Origin of the sequence: Phytopseudomonas argentinensis, assembly GCF_900113905.1 — a bacterium.
Classification (GTDB): Bacteria; Pseudomonadota; Gammaproteobacteria; order Pseudomonadales; family Pseudomonadaceae; genus Aquipseudomonas; species Aquipseudomonas argentinensis.
This window is the reverse complement of the sequence record NZ_FORC01000004.1, coordinates 85172-102162: the sequence shown is the minus strand read 5'-3', so window position 1 is coordinate 102162 and position 16991 is coordinate 85172. Positions and strand designations below refer to the sequence as shown.

At 62.8% G+C, this 16991-nt stretch carries 17 protein-coding genes and 1 pseudogene; 8 read left to right on the top strand and 10 right to left on the bottom strand.

Going from position 1 to position 16991, the window contains the following annotated elements; all coding sequences use genetic code 11:
* The first annotated feature begins 279 nt into the window (after positions 1-279).
* Positions 280-1212: a helix-turn-helix transcriptional regulator gene (locus BM154_RS18185; RefSeq protein WP_074887398.1), complete on the top strand. Its 933-nt coding sequence runs from the start codon at positions 280-282 to the stop codon at positions 1210-1212.
* Positions 1213-1215: 3 nt separating this feature from the next.
* On the opposite strand, the gene nhaA is transcribed toward BM154_RS18185, so the two are convergent.
* Together nhaA and BM154_RS18175 are read right to left on the bottom strand one after the other, a co-directional pair.
* Positions 1216-2583, bottom strand: coding sequence for a Na+/H+ antiporter NhaA (gene nhaA, locus BM154_RS18180; RefSeq protein ID WP_074887394.1), 1368 nt, complete (start codon positions 2581-2583; stop codon positions 1216-1218).
* A 203-nt stretch (positions 2584-2786) separates the two neighbouring features.
* A complete protein-coding gene (locus tag BM154_RS18175) occupies positions 2787-3872 on the bottom strand; it encodes a polyamine ABC transporter substrate-binding protein (protein ID WP_074887391.1) in 1086 nt (361 codons plus the stop codon).
* Between BM154_RS18175 and BM154_RS24205 the strand changes: the two genes are divergently transcribed.
* Positions 3871-4044 (top strand): hypothetical protein, encoded by a 174-nt coding sequence (locus BM154_RS24205; RefSeq protein ID WP_167364705.1) that lies wholly within the window; start codon positions 3871-3873, stop codon positions 4042-4044. The two genes, BM154_RS18175 and BM154_RS24205, sit on opposite strands and share 2 nt — an antisense overlap.
* Before the next feature lie 55 nt (positions 4045-4099).
* Here BM154_RS24205 and BM154_RS18170 read toward each other — a convergent pair whose 3' ends face one another.
* Both BM154_RS18170 and BM154_RS18165 read right to left on the bottom strand, forming a co-directional pair.
* The gene (locus tag BM154_RS18170) at positions 4100-4351 is read right to left on the bottom strand and encodes a hypothetical protein (protein WP_074887388.1); all 252 of its coding nucleotides are present in this window, start codon (positions 4349-4351) and stop codon (positions 4100-4102) included.
* A 201-nt stretch (positions 4352-4552) separates the two neighbouring features.
* On the bottom strand, positions 4553-5473 hold the full coding sequence (locus tag BM154_RS18165; protein ID WP_074887386.1) for an aromatic alcohol reductase: 921 nt from the start codon (positions 5471-5473) through the stop codon (positions 4553-4555).
* 96 nt (positions 5474-5569) lie between these two features.
* Between BM154_RS18165 and BM154_RS18160 the strand changes: the two are divergent.
* Positions 5570-5962 (top strand): annotated as a pseudogene (locus BM154_RS18160) (winged helix-turn-helix transcriptional regulator); the annotation flags it as partial.
* A gap of 205 nt (positions 5963-6167) precedes the next feature.
* Complete coding sequence (locus tag BM154_RS18155; protein WP_167364704.1) at positions 6168-6707, top strand: hypothetical protein; 540 nt, start codon at positions 6168-6170, stop codon at positions 6705-6707.
* Positions 6708-6747: 40 nt separating this feature from the next.
* Here BM154_RS18155 and BM154_RS18150 read toward each other — a convergent pair whose 3' ends face one another.
* Complete coding sequence (locus tag BM154_RS18150) at positions 6748-7335, bottom strand: TetR/AcrR family transcriptional regulator (RefSeq protein ID WP_074887380.1); 588 nt, start codon at positions 7333-7335, stop codon at positions 6748-6750.
* Positions 7336-7465: 130 nt separating this feature from the next.
* Here BM154_RS18150 and BM154_RS18145 point away from each other — a divergent pair, with 130 nt between their 5' ends.
* Positions 7466-8497 (top strand): NADP-dependent oxidoreductase, encoded by a 1032-nt coding sequence (locus BM154_RS18145; protein WP_074887377.1) that lies wholly within the window; start codon positions 7466-7468, stop codon positions 8495-8497.
* Between the two features lie 90 nt (positions 8498-8587).
* Here the strand turns inward: BM154_RS18145 and BM154_RS18140 are convergent, their stop codons facing one another.
* From BM154_RS18140 to BM154_RS18120, 5 genes are all read right to left on the bottom strand, one after another.
* Positions 8588-10219, bottom strand: coding sequence for a methyl-accepting chemotaxis protein (locus BM154_RS18140; RefSeq protein ID WP_074888706.1), 1632 nt, complete (start codon positions 10217-10219; stop codon positions 8588-8590).
* Positions 10220-10586: 367 nt separating this feature from the next.
* Entirely contained in the window at positions 10587-11006 is a 420-nt protein-coding gene (locus BM154_RS18135) for a DUF6691 family protein (RefSeq protein ID WP_074887373.1), read from the bottom strand.
* 2 nt (positions 11007-11008) lie between these two features.
* On the bottom strand, positions 11009-11500 hold the full coding sequence (locus BM154_RS18130; RefSeq protein WP_074887371.1) for a YeeE/YedE family protein: 492 nt from the start codon (positions 11498-11500) through the stop codon (positions 11009-11011).
* 154 nt (positions 11501-11654) lie between these two features.
* A complete protein-coding gene (locus BM154_RS18125; RefSeq protein ID WP_074888703.1) occupies positions 11655-12161 on the bottom strand; it encodes a GNAT family N-acetyltransferase in 507 nt (168 codons plus the stop codon).
* 244 nt (positions 12162-12405) lie between these two features.
* Positions 12406-13338, bottom strand: coding sequence for a LysR family transcriptional regulator (locus BM154_RS18120; protein ID WP_074887368.1), 933 nt, complete (start codon positions 13336-13338; stop codon positions 12406-12408).
* A 120-nt stretch (positions 13339-13458) separates the two neighbouring features.
* On the opposite strand from BM154_RS18120, the gene ilvD reads away from it, so the two are divergent.
* From ilvD to BM154_RS18105, 3 genes are read left to right on the top strand one after another with little or no spacing between them, the layout of a single operon-like run.
* Entirely contained in the window at positions 13459-15171 is a 1713-nt protein-coding gene (gene ilvD / locus BM154_RS18115; protein WP_074887367.1) for a dihydroxy-acid dehydratase, read from the top strand.
* Positions 15168-16451: an aconitase X gene (locus tag BM154_RS18110; RefSeq protein WP_074887364.1), complete on the top strand. Its 1284-nt coding sequence runs from the start codon at positions 15168-15170 to the stop codon at positions 16449-16451. The genes ilvD and BM154_RS18110 overlap by 4 nt, the downstream gene beginning before the upstream one ends.
* Positions 16448-16918 (top strand): aconitase X swivel domain-containing protein, encoded by a 471-nt coding sequence (locus BM154_RS18105; RefSeq protein WP_074887362.1) that lies wholly within the window; start codon positions 16448-16450, stop codon positions 16916-16918. The genes BM154_RS18110 and BM154_RS18105 overlap by 4 nt, the downstream gene beginning before the upstream one ends.
* Positions 16919-16991 lie beyond the last annotated feature (73 nt).

The following is a 16991-nucleotide window of genomic DNA, read 5'->3' as shown; positions in this document are numbered from 1 at the left end:
GCGTTAGATCGTTTTTTGCGGTGCGTTTCGCTGTGATTGAACCAGTCCAAAAAATTCTCGCGCAGCAGGCTTGCGGCTCAATCTTTCTCAAATCCCTGAAAGCACCATGATAGAGCGTCTGAAAGACTCAAAACCTATTTCCAACATTTTGGACAGCGGGCGGTTATCAGGCCAGGCAATTATTGCCGCCGCAAAGGCAGATCATCGTACAACCTGCTTGCCAGAGCCTTGGGCCAGCCGCCAATATGTTGCGAAACATTGGTGATAGAGAGCCACTAGATGTCGTCACTAGGTCAGGTCCCTACCTATTTCATGCAGCAACGTAGCGAGCTGACGGACTTCTATATCCGCGACAAGAAGGGCCGCCGCGCCGAGACCGCACCCCACCGCCACGAGTATTTCCAGGTTCAGATCAACCTCGGCGGCGATACCGTGCAGCACATCGGCAACGTCGAGCGGCCCTTCCCACGCAACACCCTCGCCTTCATCCTGCCCCACCGGGTGCACGTGATCCCGCACCCGCCGGAAAGCAATTTCATCGTGATCAATTTTTCCCAGACTTTCCTGCTACCCCATCTGCAATGCGACCCGATGGATCTGGAAGACGTGTCCATTCTTCTCGCCCCGGAGCTGTCGCCCTTTCGCTTCCAGCAGCACCTGGACTTCACCCTGGACGATGCCCATTTCGCCCAAGTGCGCACGCTGATCGAGCAGATGCGTGAGCTGGATGTCAGCCGCCAGTTCGGGGTGCGGGAAATTCTCAAGGGCCTGATGCTGCAACTGATCGGTCTGGTGTGCAGGCTCTACGCCGAGCCGCTCAGGCAACTGGCGGAAAGCAACGCCGCCCAGGCGAGCCGGCGCGATGCGCTGGGGCGGATGTCCGAGTACCTGCGGCGCAACATCGCCGACCCGGACCTGAACCTGAAAAAGGTGGCGGCGGCCACCTACCTTTCGCCGAGCTACCTGACCCACTGGTTGCGCAAGGAAGTCGGCAAGACCTTCAGTGACATGGTGCTGGAGCGGCGCATGCACGCCGCCCGCAACCACCTGCTCAACGGCAGCAAGCCGGTTGGCGAAGTGGCGCGGTTATGCGGCTTCGCCGACGAGGCCTACTTTTCCCGGCGCTTCCGGCAGATCCACGGCCTGCCGCCGGGCCAGTTCCGTCGTCAGCAGCTGAACCCGGACACGCCACAGATTCCCTTTACCGACTAGCTCTCAGGCGCGGCCGCCGGCCTGGGTCGTGCGCAGACCGCGCAGATAGAGTACGCCCCAGGTCAGCCCGACCATTGCCGAAACCAGCGACCCCAGCAGCACCCCCAACTTGGCAGCGGCCAGCAGGTTGGCATCGGTGAACGCCAGGTTGGCGATGAAGATCGACATGGTGAAACCGATGCCGGCCAACAGGCCGATCAAGGCAACGCCACGCCAGGACACGTCGGCCGGCAGGCGGCACAGGCCAAGCCTGACCATCAGCCAGCTGACGCTGATCACGCCAACCGGCTTGCCCACCAGCAGCGCGATGGCCACACCCAGCATCACCCAATGCGAGGTGCTCGACGACAGATCGGTACCGCCCAGGCTCACCCCGGCATTGGCCAGGGCGAACAAGGGCATCAGGCCGAAGGTCACCCAGGGGTGCAGCGCCAGTTGCACGCGCACCACCGGTGGCAGCAGTTCACGCTGGGCCAGGCGCAATTCGCGCAGCGACTGGGCGGCCTCGCTGGACGCTACCGCGGTGCCGTTGTCGTCTTCCAGTTCGCGGGCGATACGGCCGACGGCATCACGCGGCTGCTCGCGGGTCGGCAGGCAGATCACCGGGGTCATCAGGCCGAGAATCACCCCCGCGAGGGTCGGATGCGCGCCGGTCAGCAGCAGCCCGCCCCACATCAACGCACCCGGCAGCACATAAGCGCAGGCCAACCCGACGCCGATACGCTGCAGGCCAAGTACCGCCAGGGCGCCGACACCAGCCAGGGCAAAACCGCTGTAGTTGAGCCCGTCCGAATAGAACAGCGCGATCAGGACTACCGCGATCACGTCATCGATCACCGCCAGAGTCAGCAGGAAGATGCGCACACCCGAGGGAATGCCCTTGCCCAGCAGCGCCAGCAGGCCAACGGCGAAGGCAATATCGGTCGCCGCGGGAATCGCCCAGCCATTCAAGCCGGCGCCCTGGTGATTAATGCTGGCGTAGATCAGCGCCGGCATCATCACCCCGCCACAAGCGGCCGCGATCGGCAGTGACGCCTGGCGCAAGTCGGCCAGCGCGCCGTCATGTATCTCACGGCGAATCTCCATGCCGACGACCAGGAAGAACAGAGTCATCAGGCCGTCGTTGATCCAGAAATGCAGGGGCTGGGAAAAACCGAAACTGCCGAAACCAAACGACACGGGCGCGTGCCAGAGCGCGTGGTAGCTGTCAGCGTAGGGCGAGTTGGCCCAGATCAGCGCGGTGGCGGTGGCCAGCAGCAGCACCACGCCACTGAAGGCCTCACGGTGAACGAGGTTGCGAATGCAAGCGAAGGCCTGCTCCGCCAAACGCTGGGCGCGGGGAATATCCTGATGGGATGGGCGCGTTTTCATGGGCGAACGGGCTCCGCGCGGCGGCCCGACCAACGCAACAAGACCTGTCTCACCGCGTCATGCGGCTGACACCCGGCCGCCATCCTACACAGATGATCGGCTCACGCACCAGCCCCGCCGCCCCTGAATGGGCCGATGGGCCAAGCGGCAGTTCGTTGGGCGTTGCTGCCCCTGGCTGCGCTGGCCAGATGCCACGGCAAGCGTCAGCGCCCGGTTTTGATCCGGGTCCATTCGCGGGTGATGATCCGCTGGATCGGTGCGGGAAGGTCGGCAGAGACGTACAGCTTGTCGATCACCTCGTCTGCCGGATAGATACCCGGGTTGTCGCGCACGCTGGGTACCAGCAGCGCGGTGGCATCCTTGTTGGGGTTGGCATAGCCCACGTAATCGCTCACTGGAGCGATCACCTCCGGGCGCAGCAGGTAATTGATCAGCGCGTGGGCGCCATCGGCGTTACGCGCATCGCGGGGAATGGCGAGCATGTCGAACCACAGGTTGGCGCCCTCCTCCGGGATCACGTAGCGGATGTCCACCGACTTGCCGGCATCCCGGGCACGGCTTTGCGCCTGCATCACGTCACCGGAGTAGCCGACGGCCAGGCAGATATCGCCGTTGGCCAGGTCGGAGATATAACGCGACGAATGGAAGTAGGTCACCGAGGGTGCCAGCTTCTGCAGCAGCGCCGAGGCCTTGGCGTAGTCATCAGGCTCGTGGCTGTTGGGATCGAGGCCCAGGTAATGCAGCGCCTGGGGAATGATCTTCACCGGCGCATCGAGAAAGGCCACGCCGCAACTGCGCAGCTTGGCCAGGTTGTCGGCATCGAACACCAGTTCCCAGGAGTCCACCGGCGCGCCCGCGCCCAGCACCGCCCTGACCTTCTCGGCGTTGTAGCCGATGCCCACGGTGCCCCACATGTACGGCACGGCGTAGCGATTGCCGGGGTCGGCAGCCTCCAGGCGCTGCATCAGACGAGGATCGAGATGCGGCCAGTTGCTCAGTTTGCTGCGCTCGAGCGGCTGATACACCTGGGCGCGAATCTGCTTGGACAGGAACTGGCTGGATGGCACCACCAGGTCGTAACCCGAGTGCCCGGAGAGCAGCTTGGCCTCAAGCATTTCATTGGTTTCGAAGACGTCGTAGGCCACGGCGATGCCCGTTTCCTGCTCGAAATTCTTCAGGGTGTCGGGGCCCATGTAGTCGGACCAGTTGTAGAAATGCACCTGCTTGTCGTTACCCTCGGCGACGGTGCAGGCGACGAGGCTGAGACTGGCGAACAGCAGCTTGTTCATGATCGATCCTTGGTGGGTGCCAGACGCTGAAGACGCCGACGCGCTGACGTGCCGTTTTCCACGTGCAGCGCACCAGCAGGCGCTACCGGAGGCTCAAGCTATTGTTCTAGTTGAAAAAACAGAAAACACCAAACATCGTTGGCGGTTTTTAGCGCACCACGCCGCTGAATGAAGCGCGCGGCCCCGCTGCAGGACGCCATTGCAGCACCAACGAGTCGCACATAAGCTCAGTCGCCGCCGCCGCCACCTCCGTCGCCGCCATCACCAGTGCAGTGTCCGTCAACGCCCCCGCCGCATCCACGGTCGTTATCGACCATCGCGCCGCTGGAACCGTTCGAGTCGGCAGTATGGTTCTTCCTGGACGACTTGCGGGTCGCGGAGGTGAAGAATCGGTAGAGCACACGAGCGGCAATCGCCCCCAGCACCAGCATATAGAGCCAGAGGGTTACTCCGTCGATCCCGTTACCCTGAATGATCATTGCCGCCTTCCCTCCGCCGTTGCCCTGTGGTGCTCCGCCCTTACCCGCCCAGGCAAGCCACGGTACCTCGTTTGCTACGACCTGAGCAGGCGGTGGTCGTTCAGCGGTGCGGGAGGCTGTCGCCAGACCTGCTCTGCTGCACCCCTAGCCTGCCACGCGCCAGCGCGGCTGCCGAGCCAGTCGCGCGGCGCCGCGCTACACCTATCGTAGATGCTCTGTGAGCCACTCGCTGACGGTGGTGGTGTCGATCTGGCGCTCGCCGTTGTAGGTCTGCGCCTTCGGCCAAGCGACGCCCCTGCCCTGGCCGAAAACCGCCCGATACTTGCGCATCGGGTCCTGTGGTGCAGCGGCCAGTTCAGCCTTGAGCATCGCCACGCTGCACGCCACGCGCTCGACCCGGCGCCCGAGCGATTGCTCGACCAGGTCGGCAAGCTGGCGGTACGTGAGGGTATCACCCGCAGTGAAGATCACCCGATTGACCAGCTGCGGCTCGAACAGGATCGCAGCGGTGAGACGTGCGATATCCTGCGGCGTGGTTACGGTCACTGCAGTATCCCAACTGCCCAGGGCACGCACTACGTTGTGCTGCAGATCGACAACGCCAAAGGCCGGCTCGAACAGAAAGCTGGTGAACATGCCGGTGGCGATGATCTGCCATTGCAGCCGCGACTGGCCGCGCAGCAGCCGGCGTACATCGAGCTGTTCGTCGAACAGATCCTGGGGGCTGCCATAGCCGATCTGGTCATAATCGACCCCGAACTGCCAGGGCACGTAATGCTTCACCGCCGAGCGCAGGGCCGCGCGGGTCAGCTTGAGTTGCATACCGGGGCCCGCGACGAAGCCGAGGCAACCGAGCAGCACGTCGAAATTGCTGAACAGCGCAGCGAGTGCTTCTTCGCTGTCGCTCAGCACATCCGCCGTTACCACGGCGACGCCAAGCCGATCGAGTGCCTCGAGCAGCTGGCGTTTCTCGAACGAGGTGGCATCCAGCGCGGAAGGCCGCAGCATCACGGTTACCCGTGCGCCGGGCTGGGTCGCCAGTTCGCGCAGCACGGCCATGCCGAGCTCTCCGGCGCCCAATACCAGGATCTTGTCGGTTGTTGCCACAGGGGATGATTGCATCGCAGACTCCGCTTGAACGTTCAATGACGAGGCGCTCATCCTGTCACCCCTGACCAACATGCAGAAGAAGGCACACCCGTGATACCGCAGGATACGATGAGCGAGGATGAAGTCATTCGCTTGGCCCAGGCCGCTTGCGATGCACTCAGTGTCGAGGACGACACCCTCAAACGCGAGGTGCTGACCCACGCCGGCAATCGCTGGTCGCTGGGCATCGTTCACACGCTGGGAACCCAGGGCAAACTGCGCCATGCCGAGCTTGGCCGACGCCTGCCGGGGGTGACGCAGCGCATGCTGACCCGCAGCCTGCGGCAGCTTGAAAGAGACGGATTGATCACCCGCTTCGACCACGGCGAGGTGCCACCGCGGGTCGACTATCAGCTGACCTCGCTGGGCCGCAGCTTCCTGGCGCGCATGGTGCCGCTGTGGATGTGGCTGCTCGAACACGGTGAAGACTTTCGCAGCGCAAGGGCTCGCTTCGACGAGCAGCGACCGCCCGTGAGCGACTTGCCGGACGAGACAGCGCCAATCATCGCGAAGCGCTGCCGGCAATGCCATGGCCCAACGCACGTTCAGGCGAATCCGCGATGCAGTGGTACTGACGAATTTACCGCAATCTATCCCGGCGGCCATGGTCGATCTAGGCACAGGCGCTCGACATCTCGGCGCCACGCATCAGGACCCTGGTTACCCAATGAAGTACGCGACGTTTTATCCGCTTGCCACAGTCAGCCGGTTTTGCCGCGGACCTGCTACCGTGCTTGCAGTGGCGGCCAGCCTTGTGCTGCTCGCTGGCTGCGCAGCCAACGACGACAGCCAGGACGATGCCGTTTCGCAAGAATCGGCCCTCTCTTCTGCCAGTACCAAGCTGGCCCCGCTCGATGAACAGGACATCGCGCTCCACCCACTGAAGGGGGAATTGATATGCGCCTTCTCGGTGGGGCGCAGCACGCTGTTATACGCCGCCGGCAACGTCGGCACCCAGGCTGACGCCCACGGAATCCTGAAATTCGCCGATCAGGTGCTCAGGGTGCAAGCGCCCGGTGGCTTCGATCAGATGCTGCACGGCACCACGTTCAAGGGTGAACGCCTGGTGGCAGAAGTGAAACTGACCGAGCAGGCCCACAAGGCTGGCAGCGATGGTGCATCGTCCTACCCGAGCGCCACGCTTACCTACATTCGCAGCGACGGTGCGATGCGCTCTGTGCAGGGCAAGTGGGAGTGCGGGCCGTAAGCCGCTCAGTTGAGTCTGTGCATCTGAGCTGACGACGCAGCTAGCGCAGCAAGCCGGTCAGCAAAACCCGAAAGCTGGCGATTGCCTTTACCGAAGCCTGGTAAGGGTCATCAGCCGTGGCGATCCATAACGATGCGTTCAAGGCCGCCCCGTTGACCAACTGGGCGGTTGCCAGCGCGTCCACCGGCCTGATGACATTCTCGTCCAGCAATGCCTGGATACTTTCCATGGTGCTGACCAGGCAGGTGTCGTGACTCGTCGCCCAGGCAGGCTCGCCAAGTACCGCAGGCCCGTCGAGCAACACGATGCGGCGAATCTCCGGTTCGAGTGCCAAGCGAATCCATTCGACACACTCCTCGACGAACCCTTCCCAAGGTGAGGCTGCCTGCTGTGCAACCGCGCGTAGCCGAACCGAGGACTCTTCGTCGATCTGCGCGATCACTGCCTCCAGCAGACCTCGCTTGCCGCCGAAATGGTGGTAGAGCGCTCCGCGGGTCAGCTCCACATCGGCCGTAAGATCCTCCATGGCCGTGTCGGCATACCCCTTCTCGGCGAACGCCTTACGCCCCGCCGCTATCAGTTTGCTGCGTGTAGCGGCAGCCATCTGCGCCCGATTTTGCCGCGCCATGAGCCTATTCCCGTATCGATCCAGTTTGACATACAGGGCGTATGTTAATACGTTATAGACATACACTGTGTATGTTAAAACCCTTTTCAGCTGCCCTTGAATGACCCAAGGGCACCGCCGGGAGCGCTTAATGAACGAGACATCGAATCAACAGGTGGTATTGGCAGTGCGCCCGCAGGGCGACTTGAAACCATCGGACCTGCGCCTGGAGGCCTGTGCCATGCCGCTTCCCGGCGAGCGCGAGCTGCTGTTGGAAACCATCTACCTGTCAATCGACCCCTACATGCGCTGGTGGATGAGGGCCGAGAAGTCCTATAACGACCCTATCGAGATAGGTCAGGTCATTGTCGGCGCTACGGTTTCGCGGGTCAGGCAGTCTCGTCATCCCGACTGGCAGGTCGGCGACTGGGTCCTCGCCTACTCGGGTTGGCGGCGCTTTGCCGTGTCGGATGCAAGCGGCCTGCGCCGGCTGGACCCGAACCTCGCGCCGCCTGCCACCGCATTGGGCGTCCTCGGCATGCCGGGGTTCACCGCCTATGCAGGGCTACGCAACATAGGCCAACCCAGGCCCGGTGAAACGGTCGTCGTCGCGGCAGCCAGCGGAGCGGTAGGCTCCATGGTCGGGCAGATTGCCCGCTTGCGGGGCGCAAGGGCGGTAGGCATCACTACGGGAGCCCACAAGCTGTCCTATGTGAAGCAAGAGCTGCATTTCGATGCGGTGGCTGACTACAACGCGCCGGACTTCGTCGAACAGCTGAAAAAGTCCTGCCCGGATGGCATCGATGTGTATTTTGAAAATGTCGGCGGCAAGATCTGGGATGCCGTGCTGCCTCTGCTGAACACTCACGCCCGGGTGCCGGTGTGCGGAATCATCGCACACTATCAGCGGCCATCGGCTGAGCACGCAAGCATCGACCGCCTGCCCAACACCATGGCTCAGATCATGGGCAAGAGCCTGACCCTGCGTGGGTTCATCCAGACCGAATACGCTGATACGCAGATGGACGATTTTCTCAATGAGGCCGGGCAATGGCTCGCCAATGGCCAATTGGCGTATCGCGAACACCTTACCCATGGGCTGCAGTCTGCGCCTCAAGCCCTGGTGGACCTGCTGCAGGGGCGCAACTTCGGAAAGACCCTCGTCAAGGTTGCTGAACCCTGATACGAGCAGCCCGGCCTGGTGACTGCCAGGCCTCTGCTCGCTGACTAGCCGAGCAACACACCCCGCCGCTTGCCCGAGCGTGACGGCTTCCTAGACCTTGAAGCGTGCGACCAGGGTGTTCAGCTCGAGAGCCAGACGAGCCAGCTCGCTGCAGGCGGCAGCTGTCTGATTCGCGCCCGAGGCACTCTGTATGGACAGGTCGCGGATGCTGATCAGGTTGCGATCGACTTCGCGGGCCACATGAGCCTGCTCTTCCGAGGCCGTGGCGATCTGCAGGTTTCGTTCGTTGATCTGGCCAATCGCTTCGACGATCTGCTCCAGCGAACGCCCCGCTTCGTCGGCCACTTGCAGGGTATTGGTGGCTTCGCTGCTGCTGGTCTGCATGGCCAGCACCGCGCTTTCAGTGCCGGTTTGAATGGCGCCGATCATCTGCTCGATTTCCTGGGTTGACGCCGAGGTACGGTGGGCCAGACCGCGCACCTCATCGGCGACCACCGCGAAACCGCGACCATGTTCGCCAGCGCGTGCTGCCTCGATCGCCGCATTCAGGGCCAGCAGGTTGGTCTGGTCGGCGACATTGCGAATGACGTCCAGCACCTTGCTGATATCACGCGCCTGTGCCGCCAGGCCTTGAACTTGCGCGGAGGACTCGAGCACGTTGTCCGACAGCTTGCGGATCGCCGAAACGGTACGTTCCACATGCTGATAACCGGTCTTGGCCGACCCGGTGGACTCGCGAGCGGCATCCGAAGCGCCACTCGCGTTGCGCGACACTTCCTCGACAGCGGCGCTCATTTCGGTGACGGCAGTCGCCGCCTGGTCAATTTCCGCGTTCTGATTCTGCATCACGCGCGTGCTTTCTTCTGTCACCGCGGCCATCTCCTCCGCGGCCGATGCCAGTTGCGTGGACGACTCGCTGATCTGACGAATCGCCTGGTTGAGGTTCTTCTGCATGACCGCCTGCGCGGCCTGCAAACGGCTGGCTTCGTCCTTGCCGCTGACGCTGATGGTTTGGGTCAGATCGCCTGCCGCAATGCTTTCCGCGCTCAGCATGGCTTCGTTGATCGGCACGGATATCGAGCGGGTCAGCAAGGTGGCGAGCAAAATGGTCAGAACCACCGCGACGGCGATGGTCACCAATACCCCGGTTCGACCATGGCTGTAGGTTTCGCTGGCGTTGAGCCCCGCCTGCTTGGCACCTGCGGCGTTGAAGGCAATCAGTGCATCGAGCTGCTGCTGCAGCACCACACCCACTTCGCGGCCATCACCATTGACCAGGCTCAATGCCTGGGCAGGTTGCTGCTGACGCAGCAGATTCATGACCTGTTTCTGCATGTCGAGGTAGCGTTGGGCACTGCCGAAGACGCGCTGGAAGGCTTCGCTTTCTGCTCCGGTCGACAGCAGGTCGCGCTGATAATGGGCCATGACCTCCTGGAGCGAAGCGCGATAGCCTTGTATCGCGGTGTCATCCACGACCCCTGGGGTCGTGCCTTCACTCGAGGCAAGAACTCGCAAGGTTTCGAGACGAATGTTGAGTAGGTCCTTTTGCATCTCGCCCGATGCCTGGATGCTCGCCATCCAGTTGGTCTCGATATCCTGTTCGGCGAGGTAAAGATCACCGAGCCTGGATAGCGAAAAAAAGCCGAGTGCTACCACCAGAAGTGAAATCAGGGCGAAGCAGAACGCGGCCCGTGGGGCGATATTGAAATTGCGGAAAGACATGGGGGTGTACCAAGATGAGAAGTCGATCACCAACTCATCCATGTCGGCCAAGCGATAGAAGCCACTGCTGAAGGCAATTAAAATGATATCAAAAAGACATCTTTTAGCCACATAAAACCGACGAGCATCGCATGATGCAAAGTTTTCATTTTTGATATCAGCAAGTTACACATCAGGGCGAATTATTTAACTGACAGACGGTTTGCCGATCCCTGGCCATGGTTCGGCAAATGCACACCTCAGCATGCCAACTGCGACTCACTTACAGCGCGTAGCCACCTTTTGCTGGTGGCACCGCTAAGGATGCTTGAGCCGCACTGTCGGCCGTTTTGCATATCGCGATGCTCACCCGGCAACGGGTCTTCGCTCAGGAACGGCGACGCCTCTCCAAGGTGGCGAACAGGTACATGCCGGCCAACATGGCTGACAGGAACAGGAAAGCCTGCCACTGCCAGGTAGGTAAAAGAACCATCACAGGCCCGGGGCAAATTCCCGCGATCCCCCAGCCGACTCCAAACAGCAGGCTGCCGCCGATCAGGCGCGCGTCCACCTCACGCTTTACTGGCAGCTGCATGGGAGCGCCCAGCAAGGAGTGCTCTCGCTTGCGTGCCCAATTCAAGGGGATCACGGCCACGCCGATCGCCCCGGCCATCACCAGCGCTAACGACGGGTCCCAGGCGCCTGCCAGATCGAGAAACGCCAGGACCTTGGCGGGGTTTGCCATGCCGGCCAGCAGCAGGCCGAAGCCGAAGATCAACCCGGCGAGAAAGGCGTTCAACCTGATCATCTTCAAGCCTCCAGCACATGACGAATGATGTACACCGTGGCAAAACCAGCGCTCATGAAACACGCCGTCGCGACGAGTGAGCGAGGCGCCAGACGTGAAACTCCGCATACGCCATGACCGCTCGTACACCCGGCGCCATAACGCGTTCCCACGCCGACCAGCAAGCCGGCCAGCAGCAACGCAGGCCACCCGGCATCGACTTCGATCTCCGGCAACTGGGCGAACATTCCCCACAGCACCGGCGCCAGCAGCAGACCCAGAAGAAAAAGCACCTTTTCATCCCATGCTTCGCTGCCACGCTGCAGCGCCGCGGCAATCAAGCCGCTGATACCCGCGATGCGGCCATTGACCAGGATAAACAGGCTGACGGCCAGCCCGATCAGGGCGCCGCCTGCCAGGGACGTCCAGGGCGTGAAGTTGCTCCAGTCAATGCTCATCGTGCTCCCCCGCTTGATGGACGCAGGAGACCAGGCCGTTCGCCTGCGCAAGCGCATAGATATAGCAATCTGCCGTCATCGCGACCAGGGCCTGGCAGGCGAATGTTCCGGCGCGTCGATGGGCCAATGGCCAGATAACCACAGGCTGCGCCATGAGCGCTTCACCCGGGTCAATGAGCAGGCAAAGACAGCACGCCCGCAGAAGGTGAGTTTATTGTGCAGCCAGTTGCGACAGGGGCAACAGCACCTCAGCGCCCAGGTGCTTGCGCATGGGTATGCATGGCAACTCCAGCCCCGTGGGCGAGAGGTAGATGGCCTGGGCAGTCCCCTGGTAACCACAGCAGCGGTAGAACGGTGCTGCGTTGGGAGTGGCATCCAGATGGATATCGCTGATACCGGCCTCAAGCGCCAGTCGCTCGAGATGGAACAGCATGCTCCTGCCAATCCCCTGCCCCATGTAAGCGGGCAACACGAAAAGGGCACCCAGTTCCGCCGATTGCAAATCGATGAATCCCGTCGCCACGGGCTGCGCTCCGTAACAAGCAAGCTGGTAGTTGTCCTGCACGGAATCCCGATAGCCATCCGTCAGTGGCATTTCGGTCCATATCCTGACTTGCTCAGGCGTATAGACCTCGATGCACTGATGGCGAATTGCCTGGCGGCGTATGTTGAATGCGGCCTCGGCGTCAGACCGCAGCGCAGGGCGAATCGTTAGCAACTGAAGCGTCCTCGTCATCGCAGGAAATGAAAGGGAAAAAGCGCCGGTTTCTGCCGGGCCTGGTCGATGCTCCGGCGCTGCAGCTGATCCGACGCCAAATGCGGATGCCACTGGCTGCGTCATCATCTGCTGGAGCGGGGGCATGCCTTTTGAGCAGCAAAATACCTGATCAATCTATCAAGAAAAGATCGACGCGGCAGCCTTGTCGCAGCGACGTGCCGGGCGCCCCCTGGCTAGACCGTCTCTAGTCCTCGACAGGTCCCAGGGAGGGGAAATCGGCCAGCAGCTCGATCAGGGTTTCGCGCAACCATCGATTGGCCGGGTCATGGTGATAACGGGTGTGCCAATGCAGATGGATGTCGTAGCCGGTGATAGCCCAGGGCAGCGGCACCAGACGAACCCGGGCGATTTCAGCGAAGCGCCGGCCCACCGCCAGGGGCACGGTGGCGATCATGTCGGACTCGGCCACCAGAAAGGGGACTCCCATAAAGCGTGGCAGGCTGAACCGGATCCGGCGTGCAACTCCCCGCAGCGCCAGCTCACGGTCGAGAATACCCATTCCCCGGCCATCGGCCTGCACGGCGACATGCTCGGCCGCCTGATATTGCTGCGCAGTCAAGCGGTCGCCGATATGAGGGTGATCTTCACGAACGATGCAGACAAAGGTGTGGCTGTACAGGGCACGGTTGCGGATCGAAGAGTTGACCAGGCGCGGGAAGTAGCCGATGGCGGCGTCCACGTCACCGGCATCCAGCCCCTCTTCCAGTTGCTCGGGGGACAGCGCCAGCGTACGAATACGCAGTTTCGGCGCACGCTCGTCGAGCACCCGCATCAATCGGGGTAGGAAGACCATCTCGCCAATATCGGACATGCACAGCACCATCTGGCGCTCCGAGTGCTCGGCAACGAATCCCGAGGATGGCAGCACCTCGTTGCTTACCAACGCCAGAATGCGCTGAACCGGCTCGGCGATCTGCTGGGCTCTGGCGGTGGGCTGCATACCTCGCGAGGTACGGACGAACAAGGGGTCATCGAACAGCACCCGCAGCTTGGACAGGGCAAAGCTCATGGCCGGCTGGCTGAGCCCCATCAGGTCCCCCGCCTGGGTCACGCTCTGCTTGCGGTGCAAGGCATCGAAGACCTTCAGCAGGTTCAGGTCTACATCTGTGATATCCATATTTTGGATTTCATATATAAGCGAAATTAGGTTTTCGGATTCTAGGCGTCCCCCTAGACTCGCCACAAGACATCCGTGAAACACGGCCTGGCTGTAAAAATAACAACAACGGAGCACACGATGCCCAAGAAGCTGCGAAGCAATTTCCCCCATGGCTCTTACCTGTGGGCCGTGCGCGCCGCCCAGTGGCAAGCATTGGGGATCGACGAAAGCGAGCTGGAAAAACCCAAGATCGCCATCGTCAATTCCTCGTCCAACCTGGCCATCTGCTTCAGTCATCTGGATGGCATCGCCGCCGAGCTCAAGCAATCGATCCGAGATGCCGGCGCCCTGCCCTTCGAGATCCGCACCGCTGCTCCGAGCGACTTCATCACCGGCGCAGGTGCCGGCGGGGCCTATATGCTGGCCGCCCGCGACCTCATCACCAACGACATCGAGGTGGCGGTCGAAGGCGCTCAGCTCGACGGCATGATCTGCCTGGCCTCTTGCGACAAGACGGTACCCGGCCAGCTGATGGCCGCCGCGCGCCTGAACATCCCGACGCTGGTGGTGGTCTGCGGCTACCAGCCAAGCGGCGAATACAACGGCCGGCACGTGGATATCGAAGACGTGTTCATCGGCTCCATGCATGCGCTCACCGGCAAGCTGCCGGTGGACGAGCTGGTCGGCATGGCGCGCAATGCCATCAAGGGCCCGGGCGTCTGTTCGGGCATGGGCACGGCCAATTCCATGCACCTGGTCTGCGAGGCGTTGGGCATGGCCCTGCCGGGCAGTTCGCCCATCGCCGCCAACAGCCCGCAGATGTTCGACTTCGTGCGCCAGGCCGGGCAGCGCATCGTCGCCATGATCGAAGAAGACCTCAAGCCGCGAGACATCCTCAGCCCCGGCGCCTTTGCCAATGCGGTGAGCGTGGTGCTCGCCGCCGGTGGTTCGGTGAACTGCATCAAGCACATGCAGGCCGTGGCGGCCGAAGGCGGCATTGATGTCGACGTCTACGGCCTGTTTCGCGAGCTGGGCAATCGCATACCGGTACTGGTGGGCGTGCGGCCCATGGGCGAGCACAGCATCGAGCAGATGGAGGCCGCGGGTGGCGGCCGGGCCCTGCTCAAGCGCCTGGAGCCGCTGTTGCACGGTGACGCCCTGACCGTTACCGGCAAGACCCTCGGCGACAACCTGCAGGGGGTGGTGGTCGCCGATGAGCAGGTGATCCGGCCGCTGCAGCGCCCTTTCGCCACCCAGCCGGCGATCGTCATGCTGCGTGGCAACATCGCGCCCCAGGCTGGGATCGTCAAATACGGCATAGACCCGAGCAAGATGCGCCGTTTCAGCGGGCCGGCGATCTGTTTCGAACGCTCGGCCGATGCCATCGCCGCGTTGCAGGATGGGCGGATCAAGCCCGGCCATGTGGTGGTGATGCGCGGCGCCGGTGTGCGTGGCGGCCCGGCCATGGGCGGCGGCGCGTCTCGGGTGGTGTTCGCCATCGATGGCGCGGGCCTCGGAGACAAGGTGGCGATGCTCACCGACGGCCACCTTTCCGGCCTGGTATGCAAGGGCCTGGTGGTGGCTGAAGTGGCGCCGGAGGCCGCCGTCGGTGGCCCGCTGGCACTGCTGGTCGACGGCGACATCATCGACATCGACCTGGACCACCATCGCCTCGACGCACGTATCGCCTCCGCCGAGCTTCAGGCCCGCGCCAGGCGCTGGCGGCCCCAACCGGCCCAGTTCGGCGGCGGTTGGCTGGATATCTACCGGGATGCGGTCAAGGGCATGGAGCACGGCGCAGTGCTGATCAAGCCGCTGGATATCAGCGACGAGCAGGAGGCCGGCCGATGAAACTGCGCGACGATGAAAAGGCCATGCTCGATGGTGCCCAGGGCCCGGCAGTGAGCAAGGCCATGGATTTGCTGGTGCGCTATGGCGAGGCCCTGGGGGCGGAGTGCCTGATCGATACCAACAACGTTGCCGGCACCATCGGCGCCACCACCCCTTTCCTGCGCCAGTACGGCGACCGTAACGGCGGCATGGATGCCGTGTTCAGCGAGTTCAACCTGGACAGCGCCGAGGTCGTACCGATCCCCAGGGTCAAGGTGTTCAGCAGCCATCTGCAACAGGGCATCGACCCCAAACACGCCGCACGCCAAGGGGTGAGCGAGGACGTGGTACGCATCTACGAGCGGGGGCAAACCTACAGCAGCGGCCTGGGTGTACAGCCGCTCAACACCTGCACGCCCTATCAGGTCGGCAACGTGCCGGTCAAAGGCGAGCATTGCGCCTGGATGGAATCCTCAGCGGTGATCTACATCAATTCGGTACTGGGCGCGCGCACCAATGCCGAGGGCCGGGAAAGCACAGGGGCGGCGATGCTCACCGGCAAGATCCCCTATTGGGGCCTGCATATCGATGACAACCGCCGCGGCACTCATCTGATTCAGCTGGACATCGATGTCAGCAGCACGGCGGACTGGGGGCTGCTCGGCTACTGGATGGGCGAGCAGGTACAGGATCGCATCCCGGTGATTGAAGGCTTGAGGCACCAGCCCAATCTGGCCCGCCTCAAGCACTTTGGCGCGGCCGCCGCCTCCAGCGGCGGCGTGGAGATGTACCACCTGGTCGGCGTGACCCCCGAAGCGCGCACCCGTGAGGAAGCGTTCGGGGGGCGCGAGATCGAGTCGGTGATGCGCTTCGGTGAGGCCGAGCGCCGCTGGGCTTACGAGCAGGTCAATATCACCGCGCGGGACGCCCAGGTGGACTTCGTCCTGCTCGGCTGCCCGCACTACAGCCTTGAGCAGATCTGGGAAGTCTGTCAGTTGCTCGAGGGCCAGCGCCTGAGCGCCAATACCGAGCTGTGGATATTCACCGCCGCCTCCATCAAACAGCTCGCTGATCAGGCCGGTTACACGCGCATCATCGAGACGGCCGGCGGCCACCTGATGACCGATACCTGTTCGGCCATCGGCCGAGTGATTCCCAAGGGTACCCAGGTGGCCGCGGTAGATTCGGCGAAACAGGCCCATTACCTGCCCGCCATCATGGGCATCCAAACCTGGTTCGGCACCACTGCCGATTGCGTCCAGGCAGCCGTCGACGGACGCTGGACAGGAGCACTGAAATGACCGACTCGTTCACGCTCAAAGGCCGCAAGGTCGTCGGTGGCGTCTTCGAAGGCGAAGCACTGGTGACACGTGACCGTATTTCCGGCTGGGGCGGTATCGACCCGCGCAGTGGCACGGTGATCGAGACCCGCCATGAACTCAAGGGCATCAGTTTCGCCGGCAAGGTGCTGGTGTTTCCAGGGGCCAAGGGCTCGTCGGGCTGGTCGTCGCAGTTTCATATCGCCCGCCTCGCCGGGGTGGCGCCAGGCGCCATGCTGTTCAACGAGATGACCGCGAAGATGGCCCTCGGCGCCGTGGTGGTCCATGCACCGGCCCTGACCGAGTTCGACGATGACCCGCTATGGCGCATCCGCACCGGCGACTGGGTACGGGTAGACGCCGACGCCGGTACCGTCGAGGTCACCCCGCGGCACCTCGCCACCCGACAAGCAAACCGGGCATCACCAGGCCCCGGCGCGGAGCCCTGACGGCACCAGCGCCACCCTCATCGCCGTTTTTTTCACCTGCATGATCCAGGTGGCGGGTTCGGCTGCTCTTTTT

What these genes read in the sequence shown, in the direction of transcription:
- BM154_RS18185 (WP_074887398.1), top strand. Translation starts at nt 280, where the DNA reads ATGTCGTCACTAGGTCAGGTCCCTACCTATTTCATGCAGCAACGTAGC.
- nhaA (WP_074887394.1), bottom strand. Translation starts at nt 2,583, where the DNA reads ATGAAAACGCGCCCATCCCATCAGGATATTCCCCGCGCCCAGCGTTTG.
- BM154_RS24205 (WP_167364705.1), top strand. Translation starts at nt 3,871, where the DNA reads ATGATCGATCCTTGGTGGGTGCCAGACGCTGAAGACGCCGACGCGCTG.
- BM154_RS18175 (WP_074887391.1), bottom strand. Translation starts at nt 3,872, where the DNA reads ATGAACAAGCTGCTGTTCGCCAGTCTCAGCCTCGTCGCCTGCACCGTC.
- BM154_RS18170 (WP_074887388.1), bottom strand. Translation starts at nt 4,351, where the DNA reads ATGATCATTCAGGGTAACGGGATCGACGGAGTAACCCTCTGGCTCTAT.
- BM154_RS18165 (WP_074887386.1), bottom strand. Translation starts at nt 5,473, where the DNA reads ATGCAATCATCCCCTGTGGCAACAACCGACAAGATCCTGGTATTGGGC.
- BM154_RS18155 (WP_167364704.1), top strand. Translation starts at nt 6,168, where the DNA reads ATGAAGTACGCGACGTTTTATCCGCTTGCCACAGTCAGCCGGTTTTGC.
- BM154_RS18150 (WP_074887380.1), bottom strand. Translation starts at nt 7,335, where the DNA reads ATGGCGCGGCAAAATCGGGCGCAGATGGCTGCCGCTACACGCAGCAAA.
- BM154_RS18145 (WP_074887377.1), top strand. Translation starts at nt 7,466, where the DNA reads ATGAACGAGACATCGAATCAACAGGTGGTATTGGCAGTGCGCCCGCAG.
- BM154_RS18140 (WP_074888706.1), bottom strand. Translation starts at nt 10,219, where the DNA reads ATGTCTTTCCGCAATTTCAATATCGCCCCACGGGCCGCGTTCTGCTTC.
- BM154_RS18135 (WP_074887373.1), bottom strand. Translation starts at nt 11,006, where the DNA reads ATGATCAGGTTGAACGCCTTTCTCGCCGGGTTGATCTTCGGCTTCGGC.
- BM154_RS18130 (WP_074887371.1), bottom strand. Translation starts at nt 11,500, where the DNA reads ATGCGCTTGCGCAGGCGAACGGCCTGGTCTCCTGCGTCCATCAAGCGG.
- BM154_RS18120 (WP_074887368.1), bottom strand. Translation starts at nt 13,338, where the DNA reads ATGGATATCACAGATGTAGACCTGAACCTGCTGAAGGTCTTCGATGCC.
- ilvD (WP_074887367.1), top strand. Translation starts at nt 13,459, where the DNA reads ATGCCCAAGAAGCTGCGAAGCAATTTCCCCCATGGCTCTTACCTGTGG.
- BM154_RS18110 (WP_074887364.1), top strand. Translation starts at nt 15,168, where the DNA reads ATGAAACTGCGCGACGATGAAAAGGCCATGCTCGATGGTGCCCAGGGC.
- BM154_RS18105 (WP_074887362.1), top strand. Translation starts at nt 16,448, where the DNA reads ATGACCGACTCGTTCACGCTCAAAGGCCGCAAGGTCGTCGGTGGCGTC.